This is a genomic window from Exiguobacterium sp. PvP048 (assembly GCF_040549175.1).
In the GTDB taxonomy this organism is placed as follows: domain Bacteria; phylum Bacillota; class Bacilli; order Exiguobacteriales; family Exiguobacteriaceae; genus Exiguobacterium_A; species Exiguobacterium_A artemiae.
The window spans coordinates 325,993-351,388 of sequence record NZ_JBEPSU010000001.1 but is presented as its reverse complement, the minus strand read 5'-3'; the positions used below and the strand labels follow the sequence as shown (position 1 = coordinate 351,388).

Below are 25,396 nucleotides of genomic sequence, written 5' to 3'. Positions count from 1 at the left end.
AAAAGACGCTTTCCGAATTCGGAAGCGTCTTTTCTGTTTTTATATGAGAAAAACGATTGCTAAGATTACTAATTCTTATGTAAGCTAGGATAGGATAAGAAAGTTGTCTGAAAATATACTGGGATTGAGAGAAAGGACAATGTAGCATGATTAAGAAGGGAAAACTGGTCACGTTCTTCATCATCGTTGCCGCGCTGCTCGTTTTGATTGGCACGACATCGAATTGGCTCTTAAAAGACACAAAACTCGGTCTTGATTTAAAAGGCGGATTTGAAGTGTTGTATGAAGTACAACCGTTGAAAAAAGGCGACGTCATCGATGCCAATGCGATGAGCGCGACACTGACGGCAATCGAAAATCGGGTCAACGTACTGGGTGTCTCAGAGCCGGATATCCGGATTGAAGGAGACAACCGGATTCGTGTTCAACTAGCCGGTGTCAAAAATCAGAGTGAAGCCCGTCAGATTCTATCCTCGACAGCCGAATTGTCATTCCGGGACATCAACGACAAAGTGTTACTTGATGGTTCAGACTTAAAGGCTAAAGGCGCAAAAGTCGGATACGATCCGCAAACAAATGCACCGCTCGTCGAACTGACAATGAAGTCGAAAGAAAAATTTTATGAAGTGACACAACAAGTATCAAAAATGCAACCGCCCGCCAATCGTCTTGTCATTTGGCTCGACTATGAGAAAGGCGATACGTACGAAAAAGAGATTCAAAAAGAAAACTCTAAAATTGTCTCCGATGCATCGGTCCAACAGCCGATCAACTCGGATAAAGCCATCATCTCCGGTGGTGACATTACAGCAGAATACGGGAAGCAACTATCCTCCATCTTAAACGCCGGAGCACTACCGGTTAAGCTGGATGAAATCTACTCGACGTCTGTCTCGGCCGCATTTGGTCAAGATGCCCTCGACCAGACTTTGTTTGCGTCGATGATCGGTGTCGCAGCCGTCTTCTTGTTCATGTTGCTGTTTTACCGGGTATCCGGTTTCGTATCGATCATTACCTTGTTGTTCTACATCTATCTCGTCATGATCTTCTTTAACGGAATTAACGCCGTCCTGACCTTACCGGGAATCGCGGCCCTTGTCCTTGGAGTCGGGATGGCGGTAGATGCCAACATCATCACGGCAGAACGGATCAAAGATGAACTCCGAAGCGGGAAATCTGTCTTGTCTGCTTTCAAAGCCGGTAACCGCCGCTCATTTGGTACGATTCTTGATGCCAACTTGACGACGTTGATTTCTGCAGGCGTGTTGTATTACTTCGGAACGAGTACCGTCAAAGGATTCGCGATCATGCTGATGGTCTCAATTGCCGTCACGTTCGTCACGAATGTTTTCATCTCACGTTACCTGATGCAACTTCTCGTCAGCAGCCGATGGTTTGATAAGAAGAAAACCTGGTTTGGCGTAAAGGAGAGTGAAATTCGTGAACTTTAATCCTACGAAATTTGATTATGTAAAACACCGGAACATTTACTTTATCATCACGATTGCCCTTGTCGTCATTTCTGTTTTGTTGCTCACACTCCGCGGCCTGAACCTCGGAATTGACTTTACAGAAGGAACACGGGTTGAAATTTCTTCAACGAACACGATTAAGGAATCAGAGGTTCGTTCCGTTATCGAAGATGCCGGAATTGACGCAGCGGAAATTAACGGTGTTCAATTTGCGCAAGACGGCAAGCTCGCGAACGTGACGTTCGTCGGAGAATTCGATCAGCAACAAATCTCGAAAATGAAACAAGCGATTGAAGCGAAATACAAGAAAGAACCAAGCATTTCGACTGTATCTGCCCAGGTCGGTCAGGAGATTGCCCGTAATGCAATTTATGCCGTTTTACTGGCGTCGCTTGGGATCGTCATCTACGTCTCGTTCCGTTTCCAACCGTTATACGGGATTGCGACTGTTCTTGCGTTGCTCCATGACGCCTTGATGATCATCGCCTTCTTCTCGCTGTTCCAGATTGAAGTCAATCTGTACTTCATCGCAGCGATCTTGACCATCATCGGGTATTCGGTCAATGATACGATTGTTACGTTCGACAGGGTTCGGGAAAATCTTGCCCATGCTGAAAAAGGCGGCCGACAAGTGACGTTCAGCGAATTGTCGCATATTGTCAACGAATCGATTCAACAGACAATCATTCGTTCAATCAATACTGTCGTCACAGTCATCATGACGGCAGCGGCGCTCTATATCTTCGGCAGTGAAGCGATTCGTGGATTCAGCCTTGCCTTATTGGTGGGTCTGATCATGGGGATGTATTCTTCAATTTTCATCGCAGCCCAATTGTGGCTCGTCATGAAAGGCCGGACGCTCAAATCATCTAAACAAGCCTCATAACCTGACCCGTGTTAGCTATCGCTAACGCGGGTTTTGTTCTATAATGATGGAGTTGATTGGAGGGATTGGATGTATCATTCAAAGAAAACATGGATCGACAAAGACGTCGATTCGCTTAAAATAGACGAGTTAGCCGACCAGGTGAACGTATCCCGGCAAGTTGCGCACTTGCTTGTTCAGCGGGGATTTGATACCGCCGATCAAGCCAAGGCATTTTTGGAAACGGATCAAACGGCATTTCATGATCCTTTTTTGTTCCAGGATATGACCAAAGTGATCACCCGAATTCAGCAGGCGGCAGATGAAGGTGAAATGATTTTGATTTACGGCGATTACGATGTTGACGGTGTCAGTTCCGCTGCGATTTTATGGCATGCGTTGATTGAAGTCGGTGCGATGGCGGAATGTTATATCCCGAATCGTTTTACGGAAGGTTATGGACCGAACGAGGCGGCGTTCCGCTGGGCAGCAGAAGAAGGATTCGGTCTCGTCATCACGGTCGACTGCGGGATTTCCGGCATCGAGGAAGCGGCTGTTTTAAAAGAACTCGGCGTCGATTTAATCATTACCGATCACCATGAAGCAAAAGATGTCCTGCCGGACGCTTTTGCTATGATTCATCCGGGTGTCGATTCCAACTATCCGTATTCGAAGCTCGCCGGAGCCGGTGTAGCCTTTAAGGTCGCTCACGCGCTGCTTGGGCGTGTACCGGAAGAATTGCTTGATTTGGCTGTACTCGGAACGATTGCCGATTTAGTCCCGCTTATCGGCGAAAACCGTTTGCTTGCAGCAAAAGGAATTGAAGCATTGAATGCCAGTGAACGGCCTGGCATCCTGGCGTTACGGAAAGTCTGCAGTCTCGTCGAAGACGAATTGACGGAAGAATCGGTCGGATTTGCCTTTGGACCCCGGATCAATGCGGCCGGACGTCTTGACTCGGCGATGCCAGCGCTTGAGATGCTGCTTGCGGAAACGATGGAAGAAGCGGAACCGCTCGCCGAGCAACTCGATCAGCAAAACAAACAACGGCAGGATATCGTCAAAAAAATTGCCGAAGAAGCGACGGCACTCGTGGAGCAACATTATCTATCCGATCGTGTTTTAGTCGTTGATTCCGATCAATGGAATCCCGGTGTCGTCGGAATCGTCGCATCCCGGCTCGTTGAAAAGTACCATCGTCCGGTCATTCTGTTGTGTCACGATGCAGAAAAAGGGACGGCTAAAGGATCAGGACGTTCGATTGCAGCCTTTGACCTCTTTGCCGAGTTGAATCAGACGGCTGACATCTTACCGCACTTCGGAGGACATCCGGCGGCTGCCGGGATGACATTGTCATCAGAAAACGTCCCGGTGTTACGAGAACGGTTGAATGCCCAAGCGGCAAGTCTGCCGGACGAAGCGTTTATCGCCACGACGGAGATTGATTTACGTTTACGTGTCTCGGATGTCTCGATTGGCTTGATTGAAGAAATGGGACGGTTGTCTCCGTTTGGTATGGGAAATCCGTCGCCGCGTGTCGTCGTCGAAGGCGCCAACATTCGGGACTTGAAACGAATCGGGCGTGATTTAACGCACTTGAAGGTTCTTGTGACGGACGGGAAAACGGAACTCGATGGTATCGGATTCGGGTTTGGAGATGCCGTTGACGAAGTATCATCGCTCGCTGAAGTTTCATTGATGGGGAGTCTGAACATCAACGAATGGAACGGTTTCCGTAAACCGCAACTGATGATTCAGGATCTGGCCGTCGTGGATTATCAATTGTTCGATTACCGCGGTGGGAAAAAACCATTAACGGATTTATTTGAACTTCCGCACGACACGACGACATTTGTTGCATTTTCGGAAGAAACACAATCCAAATATGCCGAGCGTCCGCTGAACGGAGAGGCGAAGGCAAATGTTGTCTTTTTGGATTTGCCCGAAGAAGAAGCAGCTTTCTTGCCGTATTTAAAAGATGCCGAACGGATTTACTGTGCGTTTAAGGATGAAGGGTACTATTTCGAGACGATTCCGTCACGGGAAGAGTTTAAACATTATTTCAATTACTTTGCGAAATGTCCCCGTGACGAGCTCCGAATCGGGCTTGTTCGTTTGTCGAAATCGCGAAAATGGTCGAAACGTTCGATTAACTTTATGCATTCAGTGTTTTCGGAACTTGATTTTCTTGTTACAATGGAGGACGGGCTGCCGGGTGTAAACCCGAATGCTGAAAAACGGGACTTGACGGAAGCAACGACGTACAAGCGTCATGAGGAACGTCAACGTCTTGAGCAACAATACATTTATTCGTCACTCGCTCAGTTGAAAGAGCGTTTTGATACTTTGGTAGAAGCGGCGAAGCAGGAGGAAATGACATGGAGTTCAAACAGCATATAAAAGAGGTCGAAAACTGGCCGAAAGAAGGAATCAGTTTCAAAGATATCACATCCCTGATGCAGAACGGTCCTGCTTATAAGCAGTCAGTCGATGCATTGATCGACTATGCCCGTAAGCAAGGCGCGGACGTCATCGCCGGACCGGAAGCACGCGGATTCGTTGTCGGATGCCCAGCAGCATACGCGATGGAAATCGGATTTGTTCCAGTTCGTAAAGAAGGAAAATTACCGCGTGAGACAGTCCGTGTCGAGTATGGTCTTGAGTACGGGAAAGATGTCTTGACGATGCACCACGATGCAATCCAACCAGGACAACGCGTCGTCATTCTCGATGACCTACTGGCAACAGGCGGCACGATCGAAGCGACAATCAAAATGATTGAGCAACTCGGTGGAACGGTTGCCGGAATCGGATTCCTGATTGAACTTGACGGTTTAGGCGGACGTGAAAAATTAGAAGGATACGATATTTTATCCTTGATTCGTTACGCAGATTAATGAATAAGCAATACCTTCTCGGCAGTGGTCGGGGGGGTATTTCTTTTTATTTTGACATATTATCAAAATTTCACGATAATAGAGGATATATATTAGGGATTCAGCGTAATCAATCCCGGGGACTGGGTGAGGATAAGGGATGACAAATAAACAAATCGTAAATGTAGAAGACCTTCTCGCTCGATGTGCGGAGTACATGACAGAGGCAGAAGTCAAAGATATCGAACGTGCCTATCAATTCGCAAAAGACGAGCATGAAGGACAATTTCGTCGATCGGGTGAACCTTATATCATTCACCCGGTTCAAGTGGCTGGGATACTGGTAGATATCGGACTCGACGCGACGACGATTGTTGCCGCTCTTCTTCATGATGTCGTCGAAGACACTGACATTACGCTGGAAGAACTCACGGAACGATTCGGAGCAGATGTCGCGATGCTGGTCGATGGCGTGACGAAACTCGGGAAGATCAAATACAAGTCCAAACGAGAAGAATTGGCAGAAAATCACCGGAAGATGTTTATTGCGATGGCAGAAGACATCCGCGTGATTTTGATCAAGTTAGCCGACCGCCTGCACAACATGCGGACGCTTCAACATATGGTCAAAGAGAAACAAGTCCAAAAAGCAGAAGAAACGCTTGAAATCTTTGCGCCGCTCGCGCATCGACTCGGGATTTCGACGATTAAATGGGAACTCGAAGACATCAGTCTGCGTTACATCAATCCGCAACAATACTACCGGATTGTCTCGATGATGAAACAAAAGCGGACGGAACGCGAAGCGCTCGTCACGTCTGTCATCGATGAAGTCAACGAAGTACTCGAAGAAGTCGAGATCGCAGCCGAGGTGGATGGTCGTCCGAAACATATCTACTCGATCTACAACAAGATGCAGAACTCGAAAAAAGAATTCAGCGAAATCTATGATTTGATGGCCGTGCGAATCATCGTCGACTCCATCAAGGATTGTTACGCGGTTCTCGGAATCATTCACACCCAATACAAACCGATGCCGGGACGCTTCAAGGACTATATCGCGATGCCTAAACCGAACATGTACCAGTCGTTGCATACAACGGTTATCGGGCCGAAGGGTGAACCGCTTGAAGTGCAAATTCGGACACGCGATATGCATTTCATCGCCGAATACGGAATTGCCGCACACTGGGCTTACAAAGAAGGAAAAGAGCAAGAGGCGAAGTCAGGTTTTGAAGATAAAATCGCCCACTTCCGTGAAATTCTGGAGTTACAAAAAGATACCGCCGATGCGGAAGAATTCATGGAGTCGGTCAAAGTCGACTTCTTCAGCGATATGCTGTACGTCTTTACACCAAAGGGTGACGTCATCGAATTGCCGAAAGGGTCGGTGCCGATTGATTATGCCTACCGGATCCATACGGAAATCGGACACCGGACGATTGGAGCAAAAGTCAACGGACGGATGGTGCCGATCGATTACAAACTGAAGACCGGTGACATCATTGAAATCGTTACGTCGAAACACAGTTATGGACCAAGCAAGGATTGGCTCAAGATTTGTGTATCGAGTCAGGCGAAAAATAAAATCCGTCAATGGTTCAAACGGCAACAACGGGAAGAAAATGTCTCGAAAGGTCGGGAACTGATTGAGGCGGAAGTAAAAAAACTCGGCTTTGAACCAAAGGATGTCATCAACGATAAGACACTTGAGGACGTGACACGGAAGTTCAACTTCGGTCAAGAAGAAGATATGTATGCTGCCGTCGGATATCACGGTCTGACCGCTGCCCAAGTCGCGCATAAATTGACGGAAAAATTGCGCAAAGACAAAGAGTCAAAAAATCTTGAATTAAACGAAGCCATCAGTGAAATGAAGACGTTTGACCGACCGAAGAAACAAAATCCGGAAGGCGTTCGTGTCAAAGGCATCGACAACATGCTGGTCCGCATGAGCCGTTGCTGCAACCCGGTTCCGGGTGATGATATCGTCGGGTATATTACCCGCGGTCGCGGTGTTTCGATTCACCGGTCCGATTGTCTGAATGTGATTCATGAACAGAATCCGGAACGGTTGCTTGAAGTCGAATGGGAACATGAAGGCAAGACGGTCAAGAGTTATAACGTCGAAATCGAAATTTCCGGTTTTGACCGGGCGGGTCTGTTAAATGATGTCCTCCAATCGGTGTCCGCGATGAACACGAATATCGTAGCTGTCAGCGGTAAGGGAGACGACAGCAAACAGGCCAAGATTTCAATGACGATCGCAATCGACAACGTCAATCACCTGCAAAAGGTCGTCGATCGAATTAAACAAATATCAGACGTGTATGCCGTGCATCGCGTCATGATGACATAAGGAGCGGATAGAAATGCGAGTCGTATTACAACGGGTCAAAGAAGCAAGCGTGACGGTCGAAGGGACGGTTGCCGGTCAAATCGATCAAGGATTTCTTTTACTCGTCGGGGTCACGCATGACGATACGCTGGAGCAAGTCAACTGGTTGGCGGACAAGATTGCCGGGTTACGTGTGTTCGAGGATGAAGAAGAACGGATGAACCGGTCGCTTCAGGATGTCGAGGGGAAGATTTTATCGGTGTCCCAGTTCACCTTATACGGAGACGTCAAAAAGGGCCGTCGCCCTGCTTTTACAGAAGCGGCCAAACCTGATGTTGCAAATGAGTTGTATGAAGCGTTCAACGCTCGTTTACGTCAGCAGGGAATCATCGTCGAGACCGGACAGTTCGGAGCGATGATGGACGTTGCGCTCGTCAATGACGGACCGGTGACGTTGATTCTTGAAAAGTGACCAAAGTCTTGACAGGATCTTTTGGACGAGGCAATATAAAGGATAACAGAACGAATTAAGAACCGATGACGAAGAAGAGTAATTTAGATCTCGGCTGCATAGAGAGTCGCTCCCCGGCTGAAAGGGCGATCAGACGAACTAGATGAAAGACCCTTTTGAGGTATTTTCCTGAAACGAACAGAGTAGGGGAAATCGTAGGCAGGCGTTAACTGCACCGAGTGGCTGAGATTTTTCAGCAACCAGGGTGGTACCACGGGATCTTTAAGTTCTCGTCCCTTTGCGGACGAGGGCTTTTTTTGTATTCAAAAGGAGGAATTAGGATGAAATTACCACGCGGAACGTTTGATGTACTTCCCGGTACAGTGGAACGTTGGCAGTATATTGAAAACCAATTGCGGGAGATCAGTAAACGGTATAACTACAAAGAAATCCGGACACCGATTTTCGAAGAAACAGAGCTGTTTAAACGCGGTGTCGGTGAGACGACGGACATCGTTCAAAAAGAGATGTTCATGCTTGAAAAGCGCGGCAAAGAACAATTTACGCTTCGTCCGGAAGGGACGGCAGCAGTCGTTCGGTCATTCGTGACGAATAAACTGTACGGTGCTGCCAATCAGCCCGTCAAACTCTTTTACATCGGACCGATGTTCCGTTATGAACGCCCGCAAGCCGGACGTTTCCGTCAACTGCACCAATACGGTGTCGAGGCACTCGGCAGTGAAGAGCCGGCCATCGATGCAGAAGTCATCAGCCTGGCGATGAGCATTTACCGCTCATTCGGACTGAAAAAACTGAAGCTCGTCATCAACTCGCTCGGAGACAGCGAAAGTCGTGCCGCACACCGGGAAGCACTCGTCAACCACTTTAAGCCGGTCGCTCACGAGTTATGTCAGGATTGTCAAAACCGTCTGGAAGCGAATCCGCTTCGCGTACTCGATTGTAAAGTCGACCGGAATCACCCGAGTATGGCGACAGCCCCATCGATTCTCGACTTTTTGAATCCGGCTTCGAAAGAGTACTTCGATCAAGTCCTGTTGCACCTGGATGCGCTTGGTATCGAATACGTGATTGATCCGACCCTTGTCCGCGGACTGGATTACTATAATCACACGTCATTTGAAATCATGTCGGAAGCAGAAGGGTTCGGCGCGATTACGACACTTTGCGGGGGCGGACGTTATAACGGACTCGTTGAACAAATCGGCGGACCGGCCACACCGGGAATCGGATTTGGAATCGGAATCGAACGTCTGTTGATGGCGCTTGAAAATGAAGGGGTCCTGCCGGAAATCGATGATGCAATTGATGTCTTCATCGTCGCGCAAGGCAACGATGAAGTTGAAAAAACGGCAACACGCCTGTTGCAGTTGATGCGTCTTGAAGGACTTGCCGCAGACCGTGATTATCTCGGACGGAAGTTTAAGGGGCAATTCAAAGCGGCAGACCGTTTGAAAGCCCGTTTCACCGTCATCCTCGGAGACGAAGAAGTCGAGCGCGGAGCGGCTGCGTTAAAAGACATGTCGACCGGCGAACAGATTGATGTACCATTATCTGCTGTTGCCGATACGATTGTCGCGAAATTAAAGGAGGAAGTACAATGATCGGACGTACACACATGAACGGAACCGTAACAGAGGAAACGATCGGCCAAGCCGTTCAACTAAAAGGATGGGTCCAAAAACGACGTGACCTCGGGGGATTGATTTTCCTCGATCTTCGTGACCGGACCGGTATCGTCCAAGTCGTCTTCCAACCGGAAAACGAACAGGCACACCGTTTGGCGGAATCGATTCGCTCGGAATACGTGCTCGACATCAAAGGGACAGTCGTCCAGCGTGAAAATCCGAACCCGAACATCCCGACCGGCCAAGTCGAAGTCGTCGCAGACGAAGTCATCATCTTAAACGCTTCGAAAATGACGCCGTTCCCGATCAGTGAAGAAGCGGAACAGACATCGGAAGACCTTCGTCTGAAATACCGCTACCTGGATCTCCGTCGTCCGTCATTACAGGAAACATTCCGTCTGCGTTCGAAAGCTTCGAATATCATGCGGAACTTCCTCGACGAACAGGACTTCCTCGAAGTTGAAACACCGATCTTAACGAAATCGACACCGGAAGGCGCGCGTGACTATCTCGTTCCGAGTCGTGTTCACCCGGGTGAGTTTTACGCCTTACCGCAATCACCGCAGTTGTTTAAGCAATTATTGATGGTATCCGGCTTTGAGCGGTACTTCCAAATCGCCCGTTGTTTCCGTGATGAAGATTTACGGGCCGACCGTCAACCGGAATTCACACAAGTCGATATTGAAACAAGTTTCATGGACGTCGAAGATCTGTATGCGATGATGGAATCGATGATGACGCGTGTCATGAAAGAAACACTCGGAAAAGACATCACGACGCCGTTTCTGCGGATGCCGTATGCGGAAGCGATGAGCCGGTTCGGTTCAGATAAACCGGATACGCGTTTCGGTCTTGAATTGATTGATGTCGCGGAAGCCGTCACAGGAGCTGGCTTCAAAGTCTTCGACATGGCGCTTGAATCAGGTGGCGAAGTCAAAGCCTTGAATGTCAAAGGGGCAGCCGATCAGTTCTCCCGTAAAGACATCGATAAATTACAAGAGTTTACAGCAATTTATGGTGCCAAAGGCCTTGCTTGGGTTAAAGTGACCGCTGACGGACTGAACGGGCCGATTGCGAAGTTCTTTGATGAGGCAGCAACAGCCCGACTCGTCGAAGCGACGACAGCGGAAGCTGGTGACTTACTTGTGTTCGTCGCGGCAAAAGCATCAATTGTTGCCGACAGTCTGGGTGCCCTTCGTCAAAAACTAGGAAAAGAACTCGGCTTGATTGACGAAACCGTCTTCAACTTCCTGTGGGTAACGGACTTCCCACTCGTGACGTTTGAAGAAGCGGACAGTCGTTTTTATGCGAACCACCACCCGTTCACGATGCCGCGTCGGGAAGATCTCGATAAACTCGAGACAGACCCGGGCAGTGTCCTCGCTGTTGCCTATGACCTTGTCTTGAACGGTTATGAGCTCGGTGGCGGATCACAACGGATTTACGAACGTGATATTCAAGAGCGGATGTTTAAATTGCTTGGCTTCACGGAAGAAGAAGCAAACGAACAATTTGGTTTCCTGATGGAAGCATTCGAGTACGGCACACCACCGCACGCCGGTATCGCACTTGGTCTTGACCGTCTGATCATGCTGCTTGCAGGCCGGACGAACTTACGCGATACGATTGCGTTCCCGAAAACAGCTTCTGCGAGCGATCTGTTGACAGCGGCACCAAGCCCGGTTTCAGACGCACAATTGAATGAACTGTCGATTCGGACAGCAGTCAAACAATCATAATACCAACAGATTTCCTTCGATCCTGAAGGGAATCTGTTTTTTTATAAGGGGGACTGGAGATGGAACGGATATTTTTTGAACGGTCACCGGTTGAGGTGGCACCAGAATTGTTAGGGAGTCTGTTGACGGTCGAACACGTTACGATGCGGATTGTCGAAGTGGAGGCGTACCTTGGTCCGCACGATCAAGCCGCCCATTCCTACAGTGGACGACCGACAAAACGGACCGCGCCGATGTTTGGCCCGGCCGGTCATATCTATGTGTATTTCACCTATGGCATGCATCATTGTTTGAACATCGTCTGCGGGGAAGTCGGACAAGGATATGGGATTTTGCTTCGCGGAGCGGAAATCATCACCGGACACGATTTAGTTGCTGACCGCCGTTTTGGGAAGCCGTATGCGGAACTGACCAAAACCGAGCAAAAAAATCTCGTCAACGGTCCCGCTAAATTATGTCAGGCCTTCGGATTGAGAACGGACGATTCAGGTGCTGATCTCTACACGGATCACCGGTTTCAGATTGAGAACGGTCAAGCGACTGAAATCGTCCAGACGACGAGGATCGGGATTCCGAATGCGGGAGAAGCAACAGCGTATCCATGGCGGTTTTACGAACGGGAAAGCAATGGGGTCAGTAAAAAATAAACCGTATAAAAAAGATGTACCGCTGATGGATACATCCTGGCATCAAAAAACGTGTTTCTCTAAGAAGAGAAACACGTTTGCTGTTTTATCGTTTTGGTGTGTTGATTGATTTTTTAGATTGTTGCTTTTTATAGAATTTGTAGACGATCGGTCCAACCGTCGTAGCAAGCGTGATCAATGTTCTTAATTTCCCTTTTTTAGCAGCCATGAAATGTTTCACTCCTTAGTAAGTTGTACTAATCATATTCCACGAAAACAAAAACTTAAAACCTTTCTAGCACATTGGTTCTTTGCGAAAGGAAGTAAGATTGAGATAGTACGGGTAGAAAAGAGAAAGGAGCTGAGGATATGGCAGGAGTTGTATGGTACCGAAAAGATTTGCGGGTCGACGATCATGAGGCATTGACACGCGCATGCGAAGAAGAGAAGATAGTCCGTGCTGTTTTCGTTCGGCAGACAGCAGACGGTCGTGGCAAACAGCAGATGACATTTGAAGAGGAAACTCTACAATCCTTAAACGAACATTTGGTACAACTCGGCATCGAACTGACGATTTTACAAGGGGAGACGGTTGAACAACTGACATCGTTCATTCAACCGGAAGACGTCGTTTATTTTCACCGGATGACAGGTGAATATGAAGCACGACAGGAACAGGAAGTACAGAAGCGTTTTAACACGAGAATGTACGAGACCCAGACGCTCCATCTCCGGGACGATATCGGCAGTGACGAACTGAAACGTGTCTTTACGGCTTTCCGGAAACGAGTCGAACAAGATGGCCGGTTCGCGGAGCCGATCGAAGCACCCGGGAACATACAGTATATCGAACTGCCGCAAACGAGAGGTGGTTATGACCCGCGAACCGCATTTCCGTTCATCGGAGGCGAGGCGGCCGGCAGGAACCGGTTAGCAGCGTATCTGGAACAACCGATTTTTACCTACAAAGAAACACGGAACGGTTTTAACGTTGATGATTCTTCCAAACTCTCCGCCTGGCTTGCCAACGGTTCACTGTCCCCGCGACGGGTCATGGCAGAACTGCAACGGACGGAACAGGAACACGGCGCGAATGAATCGACCTACTGGCTATACTTTGAATTATTGTGGCGGGACTTCTTCCATTTGACGATGCGCGAGACGGGACACCGGCTGTTTCGCTCGAACGGTTTGAAGGACGGTCGCTTGACGTGGAAGACGGATCAGGCGGCAATCGATTCGTGGATGGCCGGCGAGACGGGAGAACCGTTTGTGGATGCCTTCATGCGGGAAATCAAGGACACCGGCTGGATGTCAAACCGGGGACGTCAAATTACAGCCAGTTATTTGATTCATGACTTGAAACAGGATTGGCGGATCGGCGCACGGTACTTTGAACAGCAGTTGATTGATTACGATGTTGCCTCCAATTACGGAAACTGGGCGTATATCGCAGGAGTCGGAAATGCGACCCGGACACCCCGGTTTAATCCTGAATTTCAACAACAAAAATATGATCCGAACAGAGCATTTATCCGACGTTGGATGTCAAGTGAAACGACTGAAAAATGATCAAATTTTAAGAGTCGGAACCAGTTGCATTTCGATAAGGGGAATGCTATATTAAATGCAACAGATGGGGTTCCTGAGATGTACGAGAGCCGCCTTTTATCTTTGAGCCACTCTTTTTTGATAGGGAGTTTGACGTTCCAACTAGTAGTACATGCCTCGTAACACAGCAGGAGGACGTACGAATAGGAATCGGATAAGACACCCACCTGCGCAGCAGGTTCAAAAATAAGGTATCGACACGGCACTTCGGGTCCCATCGTTTCTTTTTTAGATGAATCACACCATACGTCGCATGACGTTTTTTTTTATGATATAATTCCGAGTAAAACAGTATGAGTATTGTGAGGTTATGAGATGTTAAATCAATTTTCACGTAATGAACTGGCAATCGGTAAGACCGGACTTGACGCATTGGCATCCAAGTCTGTAGCGATTTTAGGAATCGGCGGCGTCGGTTCGTTTTCGGCGGAAGCCCTGGCACGCAGCGGTGTCGGACGTTTGATTCTGGTGGATAAAGATGATATTGATATCACAAACGTCAACCGTCAAATCCATGCGTTGCTTCCGACGGTCGGTCAGCCGAAAGTCGATGCAATGGCGGATCGCCTGATGCAAATCAACCCGAATTTAGAAATCGTCCGTTTGAAAATGTTCTACAACGAAGAAACATATGAAACCTTTTTCGCAGAAAATCCGGATTATGTGATTGATGCTTCGGATACCGTCTCGTTTAAGATTCATTTGATCAAAGAGTGTAAACAACGTCAGATTCCAATCATTTCGAGTATGGGAATGGCGAATAAGATGGATCCGACACGAATCAAGATCGTTGATATTAAAGATACGACTTACGATCCACTCGCAAAAGTGATCCGGACGCGCCTGCGTAAGGAAGGGATCCATAAAGGAGTCCCGGTCGTCTTTTCGGATGAACCACCGGTCAAAATCATCGAAGAAGTTCGTCAAGTCGTCGGAAACGATGAAGCCGTGATTCGAAAAGCTAAAATGCCGCCGAGTTCGAACGCGTTTGTCCCGTCGGTCGGTGGATTGATTGCGGCAAGTTATGTCATCAATGAGATTGTCCGGGAAGCCGGCGTCGTCATCGAACGTGTCCGTTAAAAAAAGCGACCTGTTGAGGTCGCTTTTTCTCATCGTTTACGGTTGTTTTTTCCAAAAGTCGAGCCGGGCCTGCAATTGTTTTTCGAACCCACGGGGACTTGGCTTGTAAAAAACGGGCTTGGTTCGTGCCAGATTTTCCGGCCAGTAGTTCTGTTTGACATATGCATGCGGAAACTGGTGTGGATACTGATATTCGACACCATTACCAAGTGCTGCAGCACCTGCATGATGAGCGTCCCGTAAATGCGGTGGAACCGGACCGCCGTCCGATCGACGGACGAGTTCAAGTGCCTGGTCGATCGCGGTAATGACCGTGTTCGATTTTGGTGCCGTCGCAAGATACAGCACCGTTTCGGCGAGTGGAATCCGTGCCTCCGGAAAACCGATGTATTCACAGGCCCGGGCACAGGCATCCACAATCAGCAAGGCCTGCGGATCCGATAATCCGATATCTTCTGCCGCGTGGACGTAGAGGCGACGGACGATGAAGCGGGGGCTTTCCCCGGCCTCAATCATGACGGCAAGCCAGTACAGGGCAGCATCGGGATCCGAACCGCGAATTGATTTGATAAAAGCTGAGATGACATCGTAATGCCGGTCTCCGTCCTTATCGTATTTCAAGGCTTTTTGCTGAATCGATTCTTCGGCTACGGAAAGATCAATCGTAATTTCACCGTCAATTTCCGGTGTCGTCAAAACGGCGAGTTCGAGTGCGTTGAGCAGTGCCCGGTAATCCCCGTCCGACAGTTTGACATAATGATCGACCGCTTCTTCTGTGACGGTAATCGGATATTTGCCGAGACCACGTTCTGTATCGTGTAACGTCCGGTGGAGGACGACCCGTAAATCTTCTGTCGTCGGCGTTTCAAACCGGAAGACAGTTGCCCGCGATAACAGAGCGGCATTGACTTCAAAACTCGGATTTTCCGTCGTCGCGCCAATCAGCGTGATCGTTCCGGCTTCGAGTGCAGGCAGTAAAGCATCCTGTTGCATTTTATTGAAACGATGAATTTCATCCAAAAATAAAATCGTTTTTTGTTGGTCAAACTGCAGTCGAGATTCCGCTGCTTTTAAAACTTCACGCAACTGATCCAGTTTTGCCGTGACAGCATTCAGCTGTTCGAATGCCGATTTCGTATAACTGGAAATGACACGGGCGAGCGTCGTTTTTCCGGTTCCCGGTGGTCCGTAAAAAATAACCGTCCCAAGCCGGTCGGCGAGAATTGCCCGGCGTAACAAGGTTGATTCTCCGATCAAATGGCGTTGGCCAACGATTTCGTCCAGTGATTGAGGGCGCATCCGATTGGCGAGCGGACCGGCCGGAGAATGTGATTCAAATAAATTAGCCATAGGTAGCGTTCCTTCTTTCAACTTTTAGCTACTACTATACTAGAAAGGATGTCTTTTCGCATGATGAAAATCTCGACAAAAGGCCGTTATGGTCTGACAATCATGATTGCACTCGCCAAAGGAGGCGAGGCAAAGCCGTTGTCTTTAAAAAAAATTGCCCAGATGTACGACCTGTCTGAACATTATCTGGAGCAATTGATTGCCCCGCTCCGAAACGGCGGTCTCGTCAAAAGTGTCCGCGGAGCATACGGTGGATATAAATTAGGCCGTTCGGCCGAAGAAATCACAGCAGGGGATATCATCCGTCTGCTTGAAGGTCCGCTTGTCGTCGTTGAAGGCGATAATTGTGACGAAGTGACGAAACGAAAATTGTGGGATAAAATTCAAAGTGCCGTCGATCAAGTTTTGGATACGACGACATTAAAAGATTTAGCCGAAGAAGATGACACGGGTTACATGTTTTATATATGAGAGGTGAAAAAACGATGATGTATTTTGATCACGCGGCAACAACGCCGATGCGGCCGGAAGTTTTGGAAAAGATGACGCCTTACATGCTCGAGCAATTCGGGAATCCGTCAAGCGTCCATGCATTCGGACGGACGGGACGGGCTGCGATTGACACGGCGCGAAGAATGATGGCAACGGAACTGAACGCCAAACCGACGGAAATTCTCTTTACGAGCGGCGGCACGGAGTCGGATAACTATGCCATCATCGGTGCCGCGATGCAGTATCAGTCGAAAGGCCGTCATGTCATCACGACACGGTTTGAACACCATGCCGTGCTCCATGCGTTCGAGGAACTGGAAAAGCGGGGATTCGACGTGACGTATCTTGAAATACCGGAGTCCGGCATTATAACGGAAGAGGCGTTACGGGCAGCCGTTCGGCCAGATACGATTCTAGTATCGATCATGTTCGGAAACAATGAGGTCGGGACGGTCCAGCCGATTGCGGCATGTGGTCGTTTCCTCCGGGAACAACAGATTATTTTCCATACCGATGCCGTCCAAGTCTTTGCGAAGTCGCCGATTGACGTGGAAGCGATGCAAATCGATTTGCTGTCGGCATCAAGTCATAAAATCAACGGACCAAAAGGCGTCGGCTTATTATATATCCGTTCTGCCGTCAAACTGGCTCCTCAATCGTATGGCGGGGAACAGGAACGAAAGCGTCGTGCCGGAACGGAAAATGTTGCCGGTATCGTCGGTTTTGCGGAAGCAGTCCGGCTGACGGCAACGGAACGCGAAGAACAGTTTGAACAGTATCAACTGTTGCGGCGTACATTGCTCGAACGGCTTCGTTCCTCAACGATCGAGTTTGAAGTCAACGGGACAGACGGATTGCCGCAAGTTCTCAACCTGTACTTCCCGGACGTCGAGATCGAACCGTTTTTGATTATGCTCGACATGCGGGGGATTGCCGTTTCGAGCGGAAGTGCCTGTACGGCAGGATCGGTCGAACCGTCACATGTCCTGTCAGCAATGTATGGTGAAAATCCGCGGACGAAACAATCGGTCCGGATCAGCTTTGGCCGGGGAAACGACCTGTCACAAGTCGAACTGCTCGCACAAGGCCTGATAGATGTCGTAAAATCGTTTCAGAACAATTAAGAGGTGAAAATAATGAATACACGCGCTAAAGCACCGGAGGAAACAACGGTCGTCGTCGGGATGTCCGGCGGTGTCGATTCTTCCGTTACGGCTTATTTATTAAAACAACAAGGTTACAACGTCATCGGGATTTTCATGAAAAACTGGGACGATACAGATGAGAACGGATTTTGTACAGCAACGGAAGATTACGAAGATGTCATCGCCGTCGCCAACCAAATCGGTATTCCCTATTATGCGGTCAATTTCGAGAAAGAGTACTGGGACAAAGTCTTTACGTACTTCCTCGATGAATATAAACTCGGCCGGACACCGAATCCGGATGTCATGTGTAATAAAGAAATCAAATTCAAAGCATTCCTTGACCATGCGATGCGCTTAGGCGCCGATTTCGTCGCGACAGGTCATTATGCCCGTGCCGTCTATGAAGACGGGGAGCATAAATTATTGCGCGGTGTCGATACAAATAAGGATCAAACGTATTTCCTGAACCAACTGTCGCAGGATCAGATTGCGAAAGCGATGTTCCCGATTGGACATATGGAAAAATCAGAAGTTCGGAAAATTGCCGAAGAAGCGAACCTTGCGACGGCCAAGAAAAAAGATTCAACCGGTATTTGTTTCATCGGGGAACGGAATTTCAAACAGTTCCTCAGTCAGTATCTGCCGGCACAACCCGGTGAAATGCGGACACTCGACGGTAAAACAATGGGGCGTCATGACGGTCTGATGTATTACACGATGGGACAACGTCACGGTCTTGGAATTGGTGGAGACGGTGAGCCGTGGTTCGTCGTCGGGAAAAACCTGCAAGACAACATCTTGTTCGTTGAGCAAGGATTCCACAATGAATTGCTTTATTCAGAAGGATTATATGCCTCTGACATCAGCTGGACGGCAACGATGCCGGCCGGAACAGAATTCCGCTGTACGGCGAAGTTCCGTTACCGTCAGACGGATACACCGGTCACGGTCCGTGTCCTCGACGGCGGACGTCTGGACGTTGCATTCGACGAACGGCAACGGGCGATTACTCCCGGACAAGCCGTCGTCTTTTATGACGGAGATGTCTGTCTCGGCGGAGCAACGATTGACGATGCCTACAAAGCAGGTCAAGCATTAACGTATCTTGCATAAGGGAGAGATTGGGATGAATTACAACGAAGTCGGATTCCGACATTTAGAATCCGGTAATTATGAATTAGCGGCTCAAGCTTTTAATGATGCCATTGAAGAACAGCCGAACGACCCGACCGGTTACGTCAACTTGGGGACATTACTCCAATCGATGGACGATGCCGACCGGGCACTCCGGTTTTACGATAAAGCCTTGACGATTGATCCGACGTTCGCCAGTGCCCATTATGCCAAAGGCGCCTTATACTTCTCGGCGGATTTATTGGTAGAGGCGGAAGAGTCGTTACGTCTTGCTTTGCTGCACGGACTCGATGATGCCGATCTCCATTTCATGCTCGGTCTGACGTATCAAAAGCTCGGGGATCCGGTTCGGGGGATTCCGCGTTTGAAACAGGCGACGGAACTGAACGGGGTGGATGTCGAAATCGCCTTCCAGTATGGTCTTGCTCTTGCTCAGAACGAGCAGATCGAAGAAGCGGCTGAAATTTTCGAACAAGTTCTGTTGCTCGAAGAAACACATACGGATGCCCGTTACAACTATGCCATCGCACTGGCCTTTTTAGGTCAGCAGGAAGCATGTTATACAGAGCTCGAAACCGTTCTTGCCTATCAACCAAACCATACGCTGGCGCAGGATGCCAAAGCGAAAATGGATGCCTTACTAAAATAACCAGGAAAAGACTCTGCTGTCGACGGCTTGTGGCAATCGATACAGCAGAGTCTTTCTTAGTGCCCGATCTCGCGGACGATGCGAAGCGGCGGACCGGAAAATTCCTCATAGGCTTCATCCATATTTTTCGTATAGAGCTCAATAACATTGTTTTCCGTATCTTTAAAATAAGCCGAGTATTCCTTGTCATTAGACGTCTCTTGTTCATCCCATTCCCGAATCTTGACGTCAATCGATGCACCCCGAAGCAAATCAAGTGCTTCGTTAAATTCGTCTTTCTCAATATAAAAGGCACAGTGGACATGAACGCCGCCTTCATCATACAGACTGTCCCACTCTGTCACGGGAAGGTTTTTGACGGTCCGTTCTTCCATCGTAAAGTCCCGTTTGAGCCAAAGCCCGAGACGGGTGTTTCCTCCGATGTACAACCATGTCGCCCAAATCCCATCCTGTTTTTCCTGTTCATGACTCGGCTCTGCATCTTCCGGTGCCCATTGTTCAACGATTGGAATACCGAGCGTTCCGTTCCAAAAGGCGACGGCCCGGTCCATGTCCTGCACTTCTAAAACTAATTCACATAATCCTGCGATCGGTAGACGTCCCATGTTTGTTCCTCCATTCAGATAATATATCAAGGAATGTTTCCCTCATTTAAAATCCCTTAAACGAGTGCTATGATAATAACTGAGTAACGGAGTCCAGAAAGAGAGCAGGTGGAGTGATGGAGCACCCCCATCAAGTAGTCGGTCGTATCAAACGTGTGCTTTTTTCCTCCGAAGAAGAAGCCCATTCCATCGTCCTGATGGCGATCAAGGAAAAAAACTTTGAACTAAAAGAAACGGAGCTTGTCGTTACGGGAACCGGTGTCGGAATCGAACTCGGCGGAACGTATCAAGCGTTCGGACGGTTGATTGATCATCCGCGATTTGGCAAACAACTAAAAGCAGAGTTGATCCGGCGTTCGGTCCCGATGACGAAACACGCTGCCGTCCGTTTTTTGACGAACGGATCGTTTACCGGCATTGGTCCGAAAACAGCGAAAAATATCGTCGATGCGCTCGGTGAAGATGCCATTGACATCATCTTAAAGGACAGTAAAGCACTCGATCGTGTCCCCGGGTTAAAACAGAAGCAGGCGGATGTCATCTTCAGCCGGCTCGCGACCTTATACGGTGTCGATCAACTGATGCTTTTTTTAGCACCGTTTGATGTCACCCCAAAACTCGCAGCAAAGATTTATGCAGCGTACGAAGGGGATGCGATGGCGAGAATTCGTGAAAATCCTTATTCCTTGATGTATGAGGTCAGTGGAATCGGTTTTAAGACAGCCGACCAAATTGCCTCGCATCTCGGACTTATCGGACTGCATCCGGAACGGGTCGCAGCATCCATCATGCATATACTGGAGCAGGAAGCGGGAGAAGGGCATGCATTCGCGACGGTCGAATCCCTGTTACAGCGGGCACCGCGTCTACTCGGTGAGGATCCGGGGGAACGCCTGGAACAAGCCATCGAGCTGTTGCTGACGGAAGATAAGGTCAAACTCGAAGAAGGTTGTTTGTATCTGCCGACGATTTTCTATGCGGAAGTCCGGGCGGCAAAAGAGTTGGCCCGTGTCATGGCGAACGGATCCGAGCAGGAAGTCGATGTGGCGACAATTTTGTCAGCCATCGGTCAACTCGAAGAACGGTTTGGTATGGAATACGCCGTTCAGCAACGGGATGCGATTGAGCTTGCGGTCAAGGCACCGCTGATGGTCCTGACGGGCGGACCCGGTACGGGGAAGACGACGGTCATCAAAGGGATTTTGCATGCGCTTCAGGAAATCCATGATTGGCCGCTTGAAAAAAGTCAGGTCAAGTCAGGCGAAGTCTATCCGTATGTGCTCGTCGCACCAACCGGACGGGCGGCCAAACGGCTGTCGGAAGCAACGGACGTTCCGGCGATGACCATTCACCGCTTATTAAAATATGACGGGACGAACTTCCAGCTGGACGAAGACCAACCGATTGCCGGTAAAGTACTGATCATCGATGAATCGTCCATGATCGACATCTATCTGTTATCGAGTTTGTTACGGGCCGTGCCAAACGGCATGAAGATTTTATTCGTCGGCGACCGGGACCAGCTGCCGTCGGTCGGTCCGGGGCAAGTCCTTGCCGACTTGATGGATACGGACGGTATTCCGGTCGTCCGGCTCAACGTCGTCCATCGGCAGGCCGAAGATTCCTCGATTCTCCGGTTGGCCCACGATTTAAAAAACCGGGTCACGTCAGCTGATTTGCTGGCCCCTTTATCCGACCGTCGTTTTTATTCGCTTGCTCCGCAGGAATCGTTGCGCGGTATCGCGGCTTTTGCAGAAAAAGCACTGGCGAAAGGATATTCGAAGTTTGACGTTCAAATTTTAGCGCCGACGTACCGCGGACAGGTGGGCATCGACGAATTGAATATCGTTCTGCAAAAAGTCTACAATCCGGAAGCGCCGAAAAAACGGGAAGTCAAACAGGGGACACGGATTTACCGGAGCGGAGACAAGATTCTTCAGCTCGTCAACAATGCGGAAGAGAATGTCTACAACGGTGACATCGGTGAAATCGTCAATATCTTCTTTGCGAAGGAGAACGTGGATAAAGTCGATAAAATCATTGCCCGGTTCGATCAGACGGAAGTTGAATATAACCGGAGTGACTGGGATCAATTTACGCATGCTTACGCGATTACGATTCATAAAGCGCAAGGATCGGAGTTTCCGATTGTGTTGATGCCGGTCTTTTTCACCGGTGCCTTCAAGCATTCCCGGAATCTCATCTATACAGCCGTCACTCGGGCCAAAGCCAGTCTGCTGTTGTTCGGAGATCCCCGTGCCTTCCATAAAGCGTCACAAGAGGAAGAACCGCGCCGGCGGACACGGCTCATTGAACGGCTCGGCGGTATGACAAAGACTTGACTGAATGCATCAGATAGGTAATAATCACGGTAGATGAATGGACGCAAAACGTTGATGGAAGATAAGTAAATCGTAGTTTTCATGACCAGAGAGAGATGGAATTGCTGGAACCATCTTCATGACGATTCGATTGAAGCTCCTTCCGGAGTCGAGTGCAAACACTTGCGGGTAATCTCCGTTAACGGATTTTTCGAGGTAAAGGGAGCAATTGTCTTTACGAACGAGGGTGGTACCACGAGAGCGATGCTTTCGTCCCTTTTCAGGGATGAATGTATCGTTTTTTTGCGTTCAGGACAAATTAATCAATGGGGGTATTTTCGATGAAACCATTAAAACCGTTGACGGGTGCACAAATCCGTCAAATGTATCTCGACTTTTTCCAGTCTAAAGGGCACGCAATCGAACCAAGCGCATCACTCGTTCCAATTGAGGATCCGACGTTACTTTGGATCAACTCGGGTGTCGCTACGTTAAAAAAATATTTTGATGGACGGGTCATTCCGCAAAATCCACGGATTGTCAACGCACAGAAATCCATTCGGACGAACGATATCGAAAACGTCGGGAAAACAGCACGTCACCATACGTTTTTTGAAATGCTCGGAAACTTTTCGGTCGGCGATTACTTCCGCGAAGATGCGATCAAATGGGGCTGGGAACTCTTGACGAGTGACGAGTGGTACGGTCTTGATCCGGATCGTCTTTCCGTAACGATTCACCCGGAAGACGATGCTGCGCGTCAAATCTGGCTCGAACTGGGTGTGCCGGCTGAGCGCATCATCCCGCTTGAAGATAACTTCTGGGAAATCGGGGAAGGTCCTTCAGGTCCGAACACGGAGATTTTCTTCGACCGTGGACCGGCTTTCGGCGATGATCCGAACGACTCTGAACTCTATCCGGGCGGCGAGAACGAACGGTACCTTGAAATCTGGAATATCGTATTCAGTCAATATAATCATGACGGACACGGCAACTATACAGAATTACCGCGTAAAAACATCGATACCGGAATGGGTCTTGAGCGGATGGCGAGCGTCATGCAGGACGTACCGACGAACTTTGATACGGACTTGTTCATGCCGATCATCCACAAAACGGAAGAAATCAGCGGGAAACGTTATCGCGAAGACACAAAACTGGATGTCGCGTTCAAAGTCATCGCGGACCACATCCGCACGGTTGCTTTTGCCATCGGAGACGGAGCGTTGCCTTCGAACGAAGGACGCGGTTATGTCTTACGCCGATTGCTTCGTCGTGCTGTCCGTTATGCAAAAATGCTTGGGATTGAACGTCCGTTCATGTACGAACTCGTTGATACAGTCGGCAGCGTCATGGTCGATTTTTATCCGCAAGTTCCGGAAAAAGCAGATTTCATCAAACGTGTCATCAAAAACGAGGAAGAGCGATTCCACGAGACATTACATGACGGTCTTGCCATTCTGAACACAGTGGCACAAGCTGCCAAAAATAACGGCGAACATATCATCAGCGGAGAAGATGCTTTCCGTTTGTATGATACGTACGGTTTCCCGCTTGAACTGACGGTTGAATATGCGGAAGATCATCAGATGTCGGTCGATGAAGAAGGATTTAAACGGGCGATGGATGAGCAGCGTAAACGTGCCCGTGCTGCCCGTGAAGACGGCGGTTCGATGCAACAACAATCAGAAGTATTGGCAACTTTGACTGTTCCAAGTCAATTCGTTGGTTATACGGACCTTGAGGCGGATGCAAAAATCATTGCTTTGTTGCATGATGGAGAACGAGTAACAGAAGTCGCTGCCGGCGAGGAAGCACAATTGTTGCTTGATGTTACACCGTTTTATGCAGAGAGCGGCGGAGAAGTGGCTGACTCAGGAACAATCACGGGTCCGGATTTCGTCCTCGATGTCAAAGATGTCCAAAAAGCACCAAACGGTCAAAATCTGCATACCGTTGTGGTCCGGACAGGGATTGCTTTAGCGGATGCATCCGTTCATGCCGCGGTCGAAGCATCGTCGCGTCAAGCCATCACGAAAAACCATACGGCAACCCACTTGTTGCATAAAGCGTTGAAAGACACACTCGGAACACACGTCAACCAAGCGGGTTCACTTGTTTCAGCGGAACGTCTGCGCTTTGACTTCTCGCACTTCGGAGCAGTAACGGCCGAAGAATTAGCAACAATCGAACAGGATGTCAACCAAGCGATTTGGGCATCACTTGCAGTCGAAATTGAAGAGATGAACATTGCTGATGCGAAAGCAAAAGGGGCAATGGCACTGTTTGGTGAAAAATACGGCGAGACGGTTCGTGTCGTTTCGGCTGGAACCTATTCGATCGAACTCTGTGGCGGGATTCACGTCCGCAATACAGCGGAAATCGGTCTGTTCAAGATTGTTTCCGAATCAGGCATCGGAGCCGGAACACGCAGGATTGAAGCTGTTACAGGAGCAGGCGCTTACCATGTCATGAACGGTCACCTGCAGACACTCGAGCAGGCAGCACGTGTCCTGAAAACGAAAACGACGGAAGTACCGGGACGAATCGAAGCACTTCAAGTCCAGCTTCGCGAAACGGAACGGGCACACGAATCATTGCAGGCAAAACTTGCAAACATCGAAGCGGCGTCACTTAAAGATGATGTCGAGCAGATCAACGGCGTCCAGGTGCTTGCGAAGCAAGTCGACGTCTCGGATATGGATGCCCTTCGCGGCATGATGGACGAACTGAAGTCAAGTCTCGGTTCGGCAATCATCGTCCTCGGTAGTGCGCAGGGAGACAAAGTCAACCTCGTTGCGAGTGTCTCAAAAGACTTAATCGATCAAGGGTACCATGCCGGTAAATTGATCAAGGAAGTAGCCACACGTTGCGGCGGCGGTGGTGGCGGTCGTCCGGACATGGCACAGGCCGGCGGAAAAGATCCTGCAAAATTAAACGAAGCTCTTGCGTTTACTTCACATTACGTGCAATCACTGGCATAATAGAGAAGT

At 49.1% G+C, this 25,396-nt stretch carries 18 protein-coding genes, 1 other RNA gene, 1 pseudogene and 2 other annotated features; of the genes and pseudogenes, 17 read left to right on the top strand and 3 right to left on the bottom strand.

All coding sequences use genetic code 11. From position 1 onward, the window contains the following. Positions 1–149: 149 nt before the first annotated feature. The 8 genes and pseudogenes from secD (at position 150) to ABIC15_RS01765 (ending at position 12,034) form a co-directional block, all read left to right on the top strand. A pseudogene (gene secD, locus ABIC15_RS01800) lies at positions 150–2,358 on the top strand (protein translocase subunit SecD). A 69-nt stretch (positions 2,359–2,427) separates the two neighbouring features. Further along, positions 2,428–4,737 carry a single-stranded-DNA-specific exonuclease RecJ gene (recJ, locus tag ABIC15_RS01795; RefSeq protein ID WP_012370960.1) on the top strand — a complete coding sequence of 770 codons (2,310 nt, stop codon included), beginning with the start codon at positions 2,428–2,430 and terminating at the stop codon, positions 4,735–4,737. Further along, entirely contained in the window at positions 4,716–5,234 is a 519-nt protein-coding gene (locus ABIC15_RS01790; RefSeq protein WP_012370959.1) for an adenine phosphoribosyltransferase, read from the top strand. Before recJ ends, ABIC15_RS01790 begins: the two co-directional genes overlap by 22 nt. Positions 5,235–5,373: 139 nt before the next feature. Continuing rightward, the gene (locus ABIC15_RS01785) at positions 5,374–7,572 is read left to right on the top strand and encodes a RelA/SpoT family protein (protein ID WP_214763538.1); all 2,199 of its coding nucleotides are present in this window, start codon (positions 5,374–5,376) and stop codon (positions 7,570–7,572) included. A gap of 13 nt (positions 7,573–7,585) precedes the next feature. Further along, complete coding sequence (gene dtd, locus ABIC15_RS01780) at positions 7,586–8,023, top strand: D-aminoacyl-tRNA deacylase (RefSeq protein ID WP_012370957.1); 438 nt, start codon at positions 7,586–7,588, stop codon at positions 8,021–8,023. 56 nt (positions 8,024–8,079) lie between these two features. After that, positions 8,080–8,303: a binding site (T-box leader), on the top strand. A gap of 40 nt (positions 8,304–8,343) precedes the next feature. Continuing rightward, entirely contained in the window at positions 8,344–9,624 is a 1,281-nt protein-coding gene (hisS, locus tag ABIC15_RS01775) for a histidine--tRNA ligase (RefSeq protein WP_251139424.1), read from the top strand. After that, entirely contained in the window at positions 9,621–11,387 is a 1,767-nt protein-coding gene (gene aspS / locus ABIC15_RS01770) for an aspartate--tRNA ligase (RefSeq protein WP_354019562.1), read from the top strand. Before hisS ends, aspS begins: the two co-directional genes overlap by 4 nt. Positions 11,388–11,446: 59 nt before the next feature. Next, positions 11,447–12,034: a DNA-3-methyladenine glycosylase gene (locus tag ABIC15_RS01765; RefSeq protein WP_012370954.1), complete on the top strand. Its 588-nt coding sequence runs from the start codon at positions 11,447–11,449 to the stop codon at positions 12,032–12,034. A gap of 85 nt (positions 12,035–12,119) precedes the next feature. On the opposite strand, the gene ABIC15_RS01760 is transcribed toward ABIC15_RS01765, so the two are convergent. Next, positions 12,120–12,242, bottom strand: coding sequence for a hypothetical protein (locus tag ABIC15_RS01760; RefSeq protein ID WP_012370953.1), 123 nt, complete (start codon positions 12,240–12,242; stop codon positions 12,120–12,122). Positions 12,243–12,382: 140 nt separating this feature from the next. On the opposite strand from ABIC15_RS01760, the gene ABIC15_RS01755 reads away from it, so the two are divergent. The 3 genes from ABIC15_RS01755 (at position 12,383) to ABIC15_RS01745 (ending at position 14,704) form a co-directional block, all read left to right on the top strand. Next, the gene (locus ABIC15_RS01755; protein WP_012370952.1) at positions 12,383–13,585 is read left to right on the top strand and encodes a DASH family cryptochrome; all 1,203 of its coding nucleotides are present in this window, start codon (positions 12,383–12,385) and stop codon (positions 13,583–13,585) included. A gap of 67 nt (positions 13,586–13,652) precedes the next feature. Continuing rightward, a non-coding RNA gene (gene ssrS / locus ABIC15_RS01750) (6S RNA) lies at positions 13,653–13,842 on the top strand. A gap of 97 nt (positions 13,843–13,939) precedes the next feature. Beyond that, complete coding sequence (locus ABIC15_RS01745; RefSeq protein WP_354019559.1) at positions 13,940–14,704, top strand: tRNA threonylcarbamoyladenosine dehydratase; 765 nt, start codon at positions 13,940–13,942, stop codon at positions 14,702–14,704. Positions 14,705–14,740: 36 nt separating this feature from the next. Here ABIC15_RS01745 and ABIC15_RS01740 read toward each other — a convergent pair whose 3' ends face one another. Then, complete coding sequence (locus ABIC15_RS01740; RefSeq protein WP_012370950.1) at positions 14,741–16,054, bottom strand: replication-associated recombination protein A; 1,314 nt, start codon at positions 16,052–16,054, stop codon at positions 14,741–14,743. Between the two features lie 63 nt (positions 16,055–16,117). Here ABIC15_RS01740 and cymR point away from each other — a divergent pair, with 63 nt between their 5' ends. The 4 genes from cymR to ABIC15_RS01720 are packed head-to-tail and all read left to right on the top strand — an operon-like array spanning position 16,118 to position 19,477. Further along, positions 16,118–16,525, top strand: coding sequence for a cysteine metabolism transcriptional regulator CymR (gene cymR / locus ABIC15_RS01735; RefSeq protein ID WP_041261991.1), 408 nt, complete (start codon positions 16,118–16,120; stop codon positions 16,523–16,525). A 14-nt stretch (positions 16,526–16,539) separates the two neighbouring features. After that, positions 16,540–17,670 carry a cysteine desulfurase family protein gene (locus ABIC15_RS01730; RefSeq protein ID WP_012370948.1) on the top strand — a complete coding sequence of 377 codons (1,131 nt, stop codon included), beginning with the start codon at positions 16,540–16,542 and terminating at the stop codon, positions 17,668–17,670. Between the two features lie 12 nt (positions 17,671–17,682). Next, positions 17,683–18,807 carry a tRNA 2-thiouridine(34) synthase MnmA gene (gene mnmA, locus ABIC15_RS01725; protein WP_012370947.1) on the top strand — a complete coding sequence of 375 codons (1,125 nt, stop codon included), beginning with the start codon at positions 17,683–17,685 and terminating at the stop codon, positions 18,805–18,807. A 13-nt stretch (positions 18,808–18,820) separates the two neighbouring features. Continuing rightward, complete coding sequence (locus ABIC15_RS01720; RefSeq protein ID WP_012370946.1) at positions 18,821–19,477, top strand: tetratricopeptide repeat protein; 657 nt, start codon at positions 18,821–18,823, stop codon at positions 19,475–19,477. A 56-nt stretch (positions 19,478–19,533) separates the two neighbouring features. Here the strand turns inward: ABIC15_RS01720 and ABIC15_RS01715 are convergent, their stop codons facing one another. Next, complete coding sequence (locus ABIC15_RS01715) at positions 19,534–20,082, bottom strand: VOC family protein (RefSeq protein ID WP_012370945.1); 549 nt, start codon at positions 20,080–20,082, stop codon at positions 19,534–19,536. A 116-nt stretch (positions 20,083–20,198) separates the two neighbouring features. Here ABIC15_RS01715 and recD2 point away from each other — a divergent pair, with 116 nt between their 5' ends. Together recD2 and alaS are read left to right on the top strand one after the other, a co-directional pair. Then, on the top strand, positions 20,199–22,424 hold the full coding sequence (gene recD2, locus ABIC15_RS01710) for an SF1B family DNA helicase RecD2 (RefSeq protein WP_354019556.1): 2,226 nt from the start codon (positions 20,199–20,201) through the stop codon (positions 22,422–22,424). Between the two features lie 42 nt (positions 22,425–22,466). Beyond that, positions 22,467–22,684 (top strand) — a binding site (T-box leader). Between the two features lie 60 nt (positions 22,685–22,744). Then, complete coding sequence (gene alaS, locus ABIC15_RS01705) at positions 22,745–25,387, top strand: alanine--tRNA ligase (RefSeq protein ID WP_012370943.1); 2,643 nt, start codon at positions 22,745–22,747, stop codon at positions 25,385–25,387. Positions 25,388–25,396: the final 9 nt, after the last annotated feature.